A 13,836-nucleotide genomic window follows, 5' to 3' on the forward strand; every position below is an offset into this window, starting at 1 on the left:
AGCGATAACTATAACACAAAATAAAAGTTAACTAACAAATCCAAGGATTAGTGCAAAAGGGGGTTCTTGCTTTGGTTGAAATCATTTCAGTTCACTTGCCCAAAACAGCAGGCTCAACGTTCCGTCAAATCTTAATACAGGTTTATGGCTCCGAACAAGTTTTTTGTGACTATTTTTTAGATGGATTCACGGAAAAAGTTGAGTCCCGGCCAGTTACCCATGCTCTGGAGTGGATTTCCCCTCAGCATCGAGTGATTCACGGTCATTTTCCTGTGAGTAAGTACAAGGAATATTTTCCAGAGGCAAAATGGATAATTTGGTTAAGAAATCCTATATTGAAATTAATTTCCTATTATTTCTTTCAAAAAGGAATACCCGCCACGGATGATTCACCCCTAATACGCCACATACAAGAAACTCAAATGGATATATTTGAGTTTGCAGAGTTGCCTGCCATAAAATATTGGAGTGCGCCCTCAATAATTAGTGGGATGAAACTCAGCGATTTTTACTTTGTAGGGATACAAGATTTTTTTAAAGAGGACATGGAAGACCTAAAAAAAAAGCTAGGATGGTCTGAAATGGAAGTGTCGGTTTTTAATGAGAATCCATATCCCAAATATCAAAATCTTTTGCAAGAAATGTTGGATGACAGTAAGTTGATGAACAACCTCGAACATATTCTAAGTGCGGACATGGAACTGTATCAAGAAGCTCTGAATCTAAGAGAAAAGCGGAGAGGAGAGTCCAAAGCCGCCAGCGTGAATCAACATAAACTAGAATTGTCGAAGAAAGAATCTTCGTTAGAGCAAATTCAGATAGACTTGGAGCGCTCGCAAAGTAAACTTCAGCAAATTCAGGCAGACGTGGAGCGCTCGCATTTGCAACCGCCTCAGCATCAAATTAAAAAAGAAATTGAAATAGATGAGTACATCTTGCAAGGTCAGCTCAACGATCAAAAATTACTGACCGTAGTAGATGATCTTGTAAAGCAGAAATTGACAGACAAAGCTGAAGGTATTTTGAGCAAAATACTCAAACAAAACAGTAGTAACGGTGAAAAGCTAATAGAAGTTCTCAGTGGCAAGGGAGATTGGCAAACTTTGTGGTTGATGGCGCAGGCAGCCAAGAAGATTGGCAAGATCAATCTTGTTGATAAAGCCTGTGCCGCTGTAGAGTCAATTAACCCTCAATTTTGGTTTGCCAGAGAATATCCCAACCACGCTCGTGGCTATTACTCGCAATGCGAACAGGATAAGGTCATTGAAAAATTCTTTCTAGACTATCCGCCGAAAAATAAAATATTTGTCGAGGTAGGAGCTTGTGATGGCGTACATTACAGCAATGTACGCCGCTTATATGAAACTTATGGCTGGACTGGACTCTGTATAGAGCCAGTAAAAAGGAATTTTGAAAAACTGGCACAATCCTATCAGAATACCTCTGTCAAGTGCATCCGTGCAGCCGTAGGATTAGAAGAAGGAGAACTAGATATAAATGTTGGTATCAATCCTGACATACCAGAATGGCAAAGTGATGTTTCTACATTTTTAGAGTCGGAAACACTGCGTTGGCAAGAAGAGTATGGAATGTTATGGGAAAAAGAAAAAGTTTCCATCCAGAGGCTGACAACAATTCTTGATGAAAACGGTATTCCAGAAATAGATTTTATTTCAATAGATACTGAAGGCTTTGATTTTGATGTTCTAAAAAGTCTTGATTTCTCACGATTCCGCCCCTCAATGATTGTAGTCGAATATGGCAAAGATAGGCAACAAATTATATCATACCTAGCAGAATTAGGCTATTCGTTAATGTTTGATAACGGTCAAGATTTATTCATGGTTCGGCTCAACCACTTATTCAGCGAAATCTGCCCCTTTCTGCCAGCAACGAAGGCCTACACAGGTGGATCAGGTAATCCTCCTTATGCAGAAATTCAACATACGACTGAACACTATTTCCACGAGTTTATAGGGAAATCAGCCAATGAAGTTGGATGTATTGTTATCGTTGGCACTCACTTGGGATACGAGATAGATACATTTTTACAAAACTATCCAAATGCAGAGATTCATGCGTTTGAAGCAAGCCAGCGTTACTTCTCCCTACTGTTAGAGCGTTTTGCCGGAAGTCGGCGTGTTTTTTGTCACAACTATGCTGTCTCAGAAGAAAATGGAACCGCTGTTTTTTATGAAACAACGATAGACGGCACGGGTTCTCTCCTTCCGATGAAAATTCAAGAAGATCAAGACCAAGGACTAACTACTTTCGGTGCATCTCCAGCAGAAGCATACACAGTAGCCACAGTCACTCTGGACAGTTTTGCTCCACTAGCGGGAAAGAAGATTGATTTACTCTGGTGTGATGTGCAAGGAGCTGAACTAAAAGTTCTTGAAGGCGCAAAGCAAACGTTGAAGCGTTGTTCTTCTCTCTTTTTGGAAGTTTGGTTATACAGAACTATGTACCAAGATCAGTGCCAACTGTCTAATCTAGAGAAGTATTTGGCAGAACACAGTATCTATCTATCAAGTATCGGACTGAATCAAATTGGCGGAGGTCAGGGAGACGGTTTTTGGCTCAAAAGCAATGAAATTCAGCAAAAAGAAATTTTAGATGCCTTAAATTCTAGAAAAAAAATTGTCGCCCTTATCAGGCAAGAAAGTTACAGAGAGTTACAGCTTGAAGATGGTGGAACAGATGCCTTATCAAAAGAAGTCAGACAACTGGATTCTCAGCCAGAGGAAACCGAGGAAGAATTGAAGCGATCGCAATCTCAGACAAAACAGCACCAAAATCCAGGGGGATTTGAGCAATTTACAACTAAACTGCAACAAGTTCAAGAGGAACTACAACCAATTAAAGACGAGCTTGAACTTAGGCAGATTCAATACCAAAAAACTCAGGAGGAACTCGCACACACCAAGTCTCAGCTAATCGAAGCTCTGACTCAACTGCGAGAGATGGAGGGGGCTGCTGCTCCGTTAAATCAACTGGCAGAGTTGTATTTAGTTCAAGGAAAGTTAGAAGATGCGATCTCCGTTTGCGAGCAAGCATTAAAGATTAGACCCACATTTGCTCCGGCGTACAAGACTTTGGGGAATGTCTTCCAAGCTCAGGGTAAACTGGATGAGGCAAAGAGTTGGTACATTCGCGCTCTGGAAATTCAGCCTGATTTTGCTCAAGCTTTAGCAAACCTGGGGACTATTCACGCACAGCAGCAACAGTGGCAAGAGGCGATCGCATCCTACCAAAAAGCGATCGCGATTCAACCGCATTTTGCTGGTTTTTACCGCAACTTGGCTAAGGTTTTTTCGCAAATTGGCAAGCCAGATGAAGCTGTCGAGTGTTCTTATGCAGCCGTGATTTTGGAACCTCAAACAACGGCAGAGGAATACTTTAACCTGGGCAATACTCTGTTAGAGCAAGGGAAGCAGGAGCGGGCGATCGTGTGTTACCGCAGGGCTGTTTATTTAAACCCAAGTTTTTCTGAGGCTCATGATAAGTTAAAGGAAATTATGAGTGTGGTTGGGGAATAGGATGAAGCCGATCGCGCTTATTATCAACAAGCGCTAAAACTACAGCCAAGTCTCTCTTATACCTTCAATGCAGTGCGGTTTAGATGAACCACAAAGCCACATTTTTCGTTGTAGTATTGCGGTAGCGCTATCGCTATGTCAGGGCGCGGATGCCAAGAAGTAATTGGCACGCAAGTATTGCCCAGACAGATTTCAACCTGCTCTAAACTTCTCTTTTTGCTGACAATCCAGCCCCGAATCCCAATATCATAGTCATCCGACCACGACTCATCTACGCACAAAATTCAGTTCTCATCTTGCTCTACCATGTTGCTCATGTCGCTTCTCCTTAAGCTATTTCCAAAGTTTTATTTCCGAGCTACTTGTCGGATTTGATGTTAATTTGCTATCTATGGTGCAGTTGAGGCTGTTAGCTCTCTAGACTTACCTCCTTGTAGAAGTTGATTGCCTTTGTCGAATTTGGTCACAGCTTTTTTTGGGTTGATTTTGGCTTGTTTAGTTTTTGGATATATAATATTGTTCCAAGCTGAATGGCTTAGGGCTTGGCGGGCGATCGCCCATATATAATACCTGGTGCGTGCGGGAACATCCTCAGAGGCATGAAGTCTGATATTCTTGGGAAAGCAACGGCTTGAGTTCAGTGGGAGTTCATTGGGGGCGATCGGGCAAAAATTACCCTCATTTGTGGTAAGCTTCTGAGGAACCATTTTGGGAGTAAGTTATCTTAGGGCGACTGGAAGTTAAAAGTAGAATATTTATTACATATCAAAGTGGCGATTTGAAGAAAATGCAAAAGTGCTTGCAGGAATCCTTAAAATGCACGCCTTCTTCCCAAACAGAAACAATCGTCAACTTGTTAGAGAGTTTGGCAAATTTCTCGTTAGAAAAAGGGCGACACCTCGATCCCTATTCACTCACAAACTCAGAAGAGTGGAAACAATTGGTTCGTCAGGCAGTTGCGATTAAGCCAACAAGCAAGCTATAATGGTATACTGGCAGGACAGTTTTCCTAAGAAAAACTTCAGCGGTTGCTCTGCAGTTGCTGAGTAATTAAGAAGAAAAACGATGAATGATCTAGAACATATATTAATTAATGACATGGAACTGTATCAAGAAGGGCTGAATTTGAGAGAAGAGAAGCGGAGAGAAGAGTCCAAAGCCGCCAGCGTGAATCAACATAAACTAGAATTGTCGAAGAAAGAATCTTCGTTAGAGCAAATTCAGATAGACTTGGAGCGCTCGCAAAGTAAACTTCAGCAAATTCAGGCAGACGTGGAGCGCTCGCATTTGCAACCGCCTCAGCATCAAATTAAAAAAGAAATTGAAATAGATGAGTACATCTTGCAAGGTCAGCTCAACGATCAAAAATTACTGACCGTAGTAGATGATCTTGTAAAGCAGAAATTGACAGACAAAGCTGAAGGTATTTTGAGCAAAATACTCAAACAAAACAGTAGTAACGGTGAAAAGCTAATAGAAGTTCTCAGTGGCAAGGGAGATTGGCAAACTTTGTGGTTGATGGCGCAGGCAGCCAAGAAGATTGGCAAGATCAATCTTGTTGATAAAGCCTGTGCCGCTGTAGAGTCAATTAACCCTCAATTTTGGTTTGCCAGAGAATATCCCAACCACGCTCGTGGCTATTACTCGCAATGCGAACAGGATAAGGTCATTGAAAAATTCTTTCTAGACTATCCGCCGAAAAATAAAATATTTGTCGAGGTAGGAGCTTGTGATGGCGTACATTACAGCAATGTACGCCGCTTATATGAAACTTATGGCTGGACTGGACTCTGTATAGAGCCAGTAAAAAGGAATTTTGAAAAACTGGCACAATCCTATCAGAATACCTCTGTCAAGTGCATCCGTGCAGCCGTAGGATTAGAAGAAGGAGAACTAGATATAAATGTTGGTATCAATCCTGACATACCAGAATGGCAAAGTGATGTTTCTACATTTTTAGAGTCGGAAACACTGCGTTGGCAAGAAGAGTATGGAATGTTATGGGAAAAAGAAAAAGTTTCCATCCAGAGGCTGACAACAATTCTTGATGAAAACGGTATTCCAGAAATAGATTTTATTTCAATAGATACTGAAGGCTTTGATTTTGATGTTCTAAAAAGTCTTGATTTCTCACGATTCCGCCCCTCAATGATTGTAGTCGAATATGGCAAAGATAGGCAACAAATTATATCATACCTAGCAGAATTAGGCTATTCGTTAATGTTTGATAACGGTCAAGATTTATTCATGGTTCGGCTCAACCACTTATTCAGCGAAATCTGCCCCTTTCTGCCAGCAACGAAGGCCTACACAGGTGGATCAGGTAATCCTCCTTATGCAGAAATTCAACATACGACTGAACACTATTTCCACGAGTTTATAGGGAAATCAGCCAATGAAGTTGGATGTATTGTTATCGTTGGCACTCACTTGGGATACGAGATAGATACATTTTTACAAAACTATCCAAATGCAGAGATTCATGCGTTTGAAGCAAGCCAGCGTTACTTCTCCCTACTGTTAGAGCGTTTTGCCGGAAGTCGGCGTGTTTTTTGTCACAACTATGCTGTCTCAGAAGAAAATGGAACCGCTGTTTTTTATGAAACAACCCTAGACGGAACAGGCTCTCTTCTTCCGATGAGAGTTCAAGAAGAGCAAGCTCAAGAACTAACTACTTTCGGTGCATCTCCAGCAGAAGCATACACAGTAGTCACAGTCACTCTAGACAGTTTTGCTCCACTAGCTCGAAAGCAGATTGATTTACTCAGGTGCGATGTGCAAGGAGCCGAACTAAAAGTTCTTAAAGGTGCCAAACAAACATTGGAGCGTTGTTCTTCTCTCTTTTTAAAAGTTTGGTTGTACAGAACTATGTACCAAAATCAGTGCCAACTGTCTAATCTAGAGAAGTATCTAGCAGACCACAGTATCTATCTATCAGGTATCGGACTGAATCAAAGTGGCGGAGGTGAGGGAAACTCTTTTTGGCTCAAAGGCAATCAAATTCATCAAAAAGAAATTTTAGATGCCTTAAATTCTAGAAAAAAAATTGTCGCCTTGATTGAGACAAAGAACGAGTCAATACAGATTGCTTTTTGTATTCGGGCTGTTGCAAAGTTTGTTGATGCTATTTGCGTTCATGACGATGTTTCAGATGATAATACAGTGGAAATTGTTGAATCCCTGCGGAAAGAATATCCTATTGAGCGAATCATCAGAAAAACTGAGTCATGGCAATACAGCGAAAGCGGACGTCAAAAACCACTATTGGATGCTGGTCGAGAAATTGGGGGAACACACTTCATTTTTATCGATGCAGATGAAGCTTTTACATCAAACCTTATAGAAAATGAGTTCTTACGTAAGGAAATCCTGAAGCTTAACCCAGGTGATAGGCTGCAATTAGCATGGATTCAGTTGTGGCGTTCGGTAAATCAATATCGACATGATACATCAGTTTGGACAAATAATTATAAACAGATTATATTTGCTGATAATGGTAAATGTTATTACGGTGACGAAGCATTCCATGTAGGTAAAATGCCCCTGGGTCTTGAAGGCAACCTATATACGATTGAGGGAGATGATTATGGATTACTTCATTTTCAATTTGTAAACTGGCGCAATCTCCTTGTTAAGCAAGCTTGGTATCGTTGCTTGGAACACATTAGGCAACCGCAAAAATCAATTCAAGAAATTAATAGTATTTATGGACTTAGCAAAGATGAAACCAATCTAGGCTTACGTCCCTGTCCGCCTGAATGGTTTTATGGTTATCCTTTTTTTGATAAAACAATCTATAATTGGCCAGAGCAATGGCGAGAAAAACAGGTTCTACAATGGTTTAAGGAATACGGTTACGACTATTTTTCAGAACTTGACATTTGGGATATAGACTGGGGGAACGGTATTGCCGAATCACCTAGTACGCATCCATATTCACCCGGTGACGTAAAATATCATCGCCCAGTTATAAATTCGGAGTCCAAAGATGTATGTAAAATACTTTTTTACTATGCTGGCTTTACTGATACCAGCCATATTGCAGATGGCGGAGCCGCTACAGCAATTATAAGTTTAGCGACATCACTGGCAAAATTATATCCTTCTTTGTGTGTTGAAATCACAGGAGATCATATAACCAAATCGCATACCTATAAGGGTGTAAAATTTTTAGCATTTCCGAAGCCTCAAGATAGAGAAGCTTTTATATCAAAGTATGATGTTGTGATTTTGGGTGCAGTCATCAGAACGTTATTAAATATTCCTAAGCGACCAGGACAGATATGGATTTTACATCACCACTGCTGGTATTTTGAAGCTGAAGACATCAAACGATTTAATGACTTAGACGCTATCCTATGTCTTTCAGAAATTCACCGGGATGCAGCGATTTCCCAAGGTGCTCCTCCTGAAAAAACTCAAATATGTACAAACATGGTAGGAGACATTTTCACTCCACAGCCAGTAGCGCGAAGTAAACACTCTATCCTGTTTGCTGGAGCCATAGTTTCGGATAAAGGTCTCCACGTCCTATTAGAAGCATTACCCATTGTAAATCGCATTTTCCCTGACGCAGAAGTTCATGTTTATGGAAGTGCCGCGCTATGGCTGGATCACAGTGATAGCTATGAAAAAGATCTCAAAATTGTAGAACGGAATGGAGTATATTTTCAGGGATCGGTTCCTCGTAATAGAATGCCTGAAATTTATTCTCGGCACAGCATCCTTTGTTTACCGTCTTACCTAGAAAGTTTCAGCCTTGTATCAGTTGAAGCTCAAGCCTGTGGCTGTATTCCTGTAGTACACCATGTAGGCGGGGTAGCTGCAACTCTTATAGATGGCAAAACAGGTTTTCTATATTCACCTAACACTGAACAAGAGTTGGCAAAGACAATAATTAAGGCATTTAAAAAAATTGATTATGACGATTCAATCCGCCAAGTTTCGGCTGCGTTTGCTCAAAAATCCTTCAGTATTTATAAGGTCGTAGAACAATTAGTATCGGTCTTGCGAACAGCGCTACTCGATCAGCAATATAGCCAAGTAACTTTTTCCAGAACGTCCTTCCTAAATACGCAGTACGATCGCTCTCGTTTCAAAGTTTCAGCTATCGTCTCCACCTATAAATCAGAAAAATTTATTCGTGGCTGTCTGCAAGACTTGGTAGAACAAACACTATACCAAAAAGGAGAAGTTGAAATTATAGTTATTGATAGTGCTTCTCCCGAAAATGAGCAGGCAATTGTGCGAGAATTCCAGTCAAAGTATCCAAATATAGTCTACGAAAGGACAACAGAGCGTGAACCTTTATATACCTCTTGGAACCGAGCAATTAAGATGTCGCGGGGAGTGTATATTACAAATGCTAATGCGGATGATCGTCATCGACCTGATGCGCTAGAGATATTGGCTAACGATTTAGATACTCACCCTGACACAAGTTTAGTCTATGCCGACCAGTTAATCAGTACGGTTGCTAATGAGACATGGCTCACAAATCAAGCTACTCAGCGCTTTAGTTGGCCGCATTTTGACTACTCTGAACTGGAACGTCAGTGTATTTGCGGCCCCCAGCCAATGTGGAGAAAGGACATACACAATCGTCATGGCTATTTCCGAACAGATCTAATTGCCGCCGCAGATTACGAGTTTTGGCTACGTATTGGCAAAACTGAAAAACTTGTACATATTCCAGAAACACTTGGCATCTACTACCATAACCCTGATGGCTTATCAACATCTGGTAATGCACCTGTGGATGAGCCCATACAGATTTGGGCAGAATATGGCATATCCCGTGAGGGAGTTTCCCCTGTTAACGTGGTAGTGCCAATTGCTCCATCAGAACTAAACGCACTACCCTATCGCCAAATAGGGCAATCAACTGTTAACACAGGTAGCCCCCTTGTCAGTGTCATCATCCCCACTAAAGACCGCCCCGAAATGCTTACCCAAGCTATCCAAAGCGTTCTCAATCAAACCTTTACAGAATTAGAAATCATTGTTGTCAACGATGGGGGCGTTGACGTACAATCAGTCATCTCACGCCTCAATACCAAGGGTAACATTGTCTATAAAAAACACGATCGCGCTCTCGATCGCTCCGCCGCCCGTAACACTGGCATCCGCGCCGCCCGTGGTAAATACATCGCGTACTTAGACGACGACGATATCTACTACCCCAATCACATCGAAACCCTAGTCAAATTCCTAGAAAATGGAGAATATAAAATCGCCTACACCGATGCTGTCATGGCGCAACAGGAAAAACAAAATGGTGAATATGTGACAGTTCAGCGTAGTGTGCCCTACTCGCTAGACTTTGATAATGACAAAATCTTAGTGAGTAACTGCACTCCTAACTTATGTCTAATGCACGAAAAATCCTGCTTAGATGAAGTGGGCTTATTTGATGAAACCCTATCAACCCATGAAGATTGGGATTTAATAATTCGGCTATCTCGCAAATTTAACATAGCCCATATAAAGGAAACTACCTGCGAATTTACCCAAAGAAATGATGGCACTAACACCAGTAGCCATAATCGAGCCGATTTTACTCGCACTCGGGAGATTATTTTTAACCAATATCGCCAGTATGCAGAGGCTAACCCCGCTATTTTAGAGGCTCAAAAAGAGGCTTTTATTGCAGAAGCAAAAGAGTTAGCCCAGCAAGTACAGCAGATACAAGCACAATTTACCCAATCTCTGGATAGATTACAGTCTCAGTTAGAAGAAAAAGAGTCACACTTACAGCAAACTCAAGCAGAAAAATCTGACTTATCAGCGCAAGTGGAAACTTGGCAGCGATCGACTCAGGGGGTACAAGCTAAATTAGAGGCGACTCAATCGGAAAAGGACTGGGTAAAATCTCAGTTGAATAGTTGGAAACAAACGGCAGAACAAATGCAGAGAGAATTGGATCGCTCCCGTTTAAAACTGAAACAAGCGCAGTCACAATTAGCAACGCTCAACCCTAACTCTGATAAAGTAACGATAAATTAAGACCATTTTGCCAATGGCCAATAACAAAAACCATGACTACCTATTTTAAAACAGCTAACCAACTGAAACAAAAAGGTCAATTATCTGAAGCCCTTGCGTTTTGCGTTTCTGGCGTAAACCGGTTCATCCTCAATACATTCAGTAGCTTGAGTCTGACTCATCCACTTAACACACTTGTTGCTATCGCATTATTAAAATCGGATGTGGTTAGATCGAATGAATCTATAGTTTGCTAAAAAATAACGTAAGCTGTTCTGCATTTAAATTGTATGTCAAAAAAAATTAAAGTCTTGTGGGGTGGGCGTCCCGCCCGCCCTGAATATACAATTTAAATGCGCGACAGCTTACTCGTGAATTTTGGTCTCCCGTATAATATTTGACAGGTAGTTGATCGTATGCACCGGCTGTGCCTGCTCGATCTGAATTCTGCTCATTGGAGTAAATTGTTTGAATACTGGTTCAATACCAGGACTGGTGGCAAAGATAAAGCCATCGAAAGAAGTAGTGCCGTAATCGAAATCGGAGGATACTTCAATTCTATAATCGAAATTCTCAAGCCGTTTTATAACATCCTGATGCAATTGTTGGGAATGAGTTGAAATAAAGAGATAGTCTATGATTTTGGTTGCTAATGAATTGGAGCAATCCTCTAGCATTTCCATCTCATATCCTTGAATATCACAATGAAGTATGTCAAGTTTCTGTATTCTTCTTTCCTCTAAATATTTATCAACCCCAAACAGATTTTTACCGACAAACGCCTGTGTGAATTCGCCAACGAAGCCATTCTGCTCAAAATTATGCTTTCCTGCGTTTATATTTTCCAATTCTGGCTCTACCAGATGAACGGTTGCATTGGAACGAGCCATTTTTAGCCACATTGAGTAGTGCCCCCAGTATGCACCAAGTTCAAGCATTATTGGCGAAATTGGTAAGCGATTTAATGCCTCTTGAAATACAAATTCCTCTAATGGTTCATGTACCCCGCGATTTATGGAGAGAATAGAACTGAACGCACCGTAGTAGGCGTAAGGACCCGATATTGGCATCTTCAAACCGTTGTGAAGATAAACATAGTTGCCTTCCACAAATCCAGCACGGGGATCTCTCTTTATAAGAAGGTTGAGTGGGTCTGAGACGATTTCTCTGTATCGACCTATAAAATCCTCAGCATTAGCTTTTTGTCCCATGTGTTCTACCTTTTGTAAACAAGCGATTTTCTATAGTTTAGTGGATGTATGTACTTAAAATAGCTCTTGTCAAGAAAAGCTATAAGGGGACTTAAACAAAAAAACGGAAACCATCCCAATCAGAATTAGAGCGAGCAACCTTCCCCCTTGGCAAATCATAGCATAAGAAACCCGGTTTTTGGCAAAAACCGGGTTTCTGAAAAAAGCCCAAGTCTATTCCCCAGCCTTCTCCTTCAATTCCAGCCCCCGACGATAAGAAACACTAGCCTCCTTTTGTCGCCCCACCTTAGCGAAGGTATCACCCAACTTATCATAAACCTCAGCTAAATTAGGATTAAGATCGATCGCCTTTTGATAAAACTCGATCGCCCTCTCTGGGATTCCCTTACCGAGCCAAACATCACCCAAACCAGCGTAAGACATAAAATCATTAGGGTGAACCTTCACACATCGATCGTAAGCATCGATCGCCTCATCCCACCGCCCTTGTTTGGCCAAAGCTTCCCCTAAATAATGCTGCGCCTCCCAAGAGTCTGAATTTCGATCGAGAACGCGGCGGTATTGAGCGATCGCCCCATCAAACTGCCCTTGTTCTGCCAAAGCCTTACCTAGCTGCAAATAAAGCTCCGAGTCGTCAGACTTAATCTCCACAGCCTTTTGAGCCGCCTCCAAATTGCTGGGATTCAATTTGCTTGCTTTGCGATAACACTTTACTGCCTCTTCTAAATCCAGCTCAACATCTTTCTGAAGCGGTTGGACGCGAGCTCTTCTTTGCAGGGCTTCCCCTAAATGACAGTGAACTACATCGGAATCAGGAGCAATTTCCAAAGCTTTGCGATAGGCAGAAATCGCCTCATCGTAACGCCCCAACTGATATAGAGCAAACCCTAAATGGTCTTGAGCCTCCAGCGAATTTGGCTCGAACTCAACCGACTTGCGATAAGAGCCCACAGCTTGCTCCCACTTTTGCAGTTTCGCCAAAGCATCGCCCAAATGCTGGTAAATCACTGCCGCATTCGGTACGAGATCAAGCGCTTTCCGATAAGATGCGATCGCCTCATCCCACCGCTGCACGATCGACAAAGTATGCCCCAAATAGTGGTGGACGATCGCCGAACCCGGTTCCAACTCAGCCGCTTTCGAGTAAGCCGCGATCGCCTCCTCCCATTGACCCTGTGCCGATAAAGCCGTTCCCAATTTATAGTAAATCCAATGGAAATCTGGCTTCAACTGAATCGCCTTTCGGTAATAACCCACGGCTTCTGCTAATTCATTCTTACCTTGCAAAGCCTCGGCCAACTTCAGGTACAATTCCCCATCACCCGGATTTAGATCGATCGCCCTTCGCAAACAATCAATCCCTTCCTCAAGCCGTCCCTGTCTTGCCAAAGCCTCCCACAAATTTTGGTAAGGCAAAGCCGATTCCGAGTCAAGCTCGATCGCTCTTCGCAAACAACTTATAGATTCATCCAGTTGACCTTGCAAACACAAACCCTTACCCAAGCTGTTATAAAACTCATAAAAATCTGGATATATTTCCACAGCTTTGCGGTACGCAGCCACGGCTTCCTCTAGATTGCCCTGCTGTTCCAAAACCTCCCCTAAATTGTGCCAAGACCAAGCCGAATTCTGGTTAAGTTCGCAGGCCCTGCGGTAACTTTTTTCCGCCCCATCCCGCTGCCCCAACTTCGCCAAAACTTCACCCAAATTGTGGTGATACCAGGAAAAATCCGGGTTGAGCTCAGTACAGCGCTGGTAGGCGGCTGCGGCTTCCTCTAATTTACCAGACTGTTTCAGGAGGTTGCCTCTATGAAAATAATTAGAAGCAGTCTCTTCATTCACTTGTAATGAGTTATTCATAATTTTGTACCGTAGATTTCATTTTTTTTGCTTGGTCGATCGGGGTTGATGATCACCTTGTACTAATGTCAATATTCAGGATTCTCGCGCGGGGTGGGGGCGGGTTGTTTAGTCTTTGGGTATCCCTTGAAGCTATCGGCGAACCCGCCCCTACAGGTTGTTGACATTGGTGCCGTCTGATGAATTGTATCGGTCTTCTGTCTAGGTTACAATCCTTGCGATCCCCCCTAGCCCCCCTTAGC

The 13,836-nt window shown here is 42.1% G+C and carries 7 protein-coding genes; 3 read left to right on the top strand and 4 right to left on the bottom strand.

Annotation, left to right across the window (positions count from 1 at the left end; translation table 11 throughout):
• The first annotated feature begins 71 nt into the window (after positions 1-71).
• Positions 72-3,539, top strand: a complete 3,468-nt coding sequence (locus tag OSC7112_RS34735; protein WP_150111603.1) for an FkbM family methyltransferase — start codon at positions 72-74, stop codon at positions 3,537-3,539.
• Positions 3,540-3,595: 56 nt separating this feature from the next.
• Here OSC7112_RS34735 and OSC7112_RS38590 read toward each other — a convergent pair whose 3' ends face one another.
• Both OSC7112_RS38590 and OSC7112_RS24425 read right to left on the bottom strand, forming a co-directional pair.
• Entirely contained in the window at positions 3,596-3,820 is a 225-nt protein-coding gene (locus OSC7112_RS38590; RefSeq protein ID WP_150111604.1) for a hypothetical protein, read from the bottom strand.
• 108 nt (positions 3,821-3,928) lie between these two features.
• The gene (locus OSC7112_RS24425; protein ID WP_041622721.1) at positions 3,929-4,246 is read right to left on the bottom strand and encodes a hypothetical protein; all 318 of its coding nucleotides are present in this window, start codon (positions 4,244-4,246) and stop codon (positions 3,929-3,931) included.
• Positions 4,247-4,326: 80 nt separating this feature from the next.
• Between OSC7112_RS24425 and OSC7112_RS24430 the strand changes: the two genes are divergently transcribed.
• Both OSC7112_RS24430 and OSC7112_RS34740 read left to right on the top strand, forming a co-directional pair.
• Positions 4,327-4,524, top strand: a complete 198-nt coding sequence (locus OSC7112_RS24430; RefSeq protein ID WP_015178408.1) for a hypothetical protein — start codon at positions 4,327-4,329, stop codon at positions 4,522-4,524.
• A gap of 80 nt (positions 4,525-4,604) precedes the next feature.
• Complete coding sequence (locus OSC7112_RS34740; protein ID WP_015178409.1) at positions 4,605-10,544, top strand: FkbM family methyltransferase; 5,940 nt, start codon at positions 4,605-4,607, stop codon at positions 10,542-10,544.
• A 344-nt stretch (positions 10,545-10,888) separates the two neighbouring features.
• Here the strand turns inward: OSC7112_RS34740 and OSC7112_RS24440 are convergent, their stop codons facing one another.
• Together OSC7112_RS24440 and OSC7112_RS24445 are read right to left on the bottom strand one after the other, a co-directional pair.
• Positions 10,889-11,734: an FkbM family methyltransferase gene (locus OSC7112_RS24440; RefSeq protein ID WP_015178411.1), complete on the bottom strand. Its 846-nt coding sequence runs from the start codon at positions 11,732-11,734 to the stop codon at positions 10,889-10,891.
• Between the two features lie 213 nt (positions 11,735-11,947).
• Positions 11,948-13,594, bottom strand: coding sequence for a tetratricopeptide repeat protein (locus OSC7112_RS24445; RefSeq protein ID WP_015178412.1), 1,647 nt, complete (start codon positions 13,592-13,594; stop codon positions 11,948-11,950).
• Positions 13,595-13,836: the final 242 nt, after the last annotated feature.

The organism is Oscillatoria nigro-viridis PCC 7112, assembly GCF_000317475.1.
Classification (GTDB): Bacteria; Cyanobacteriota; Cyanobacteriia; order Cyanobacteriales; family Microcoleaceae; genus Microcoleus; species Microcoleus nigroviridis.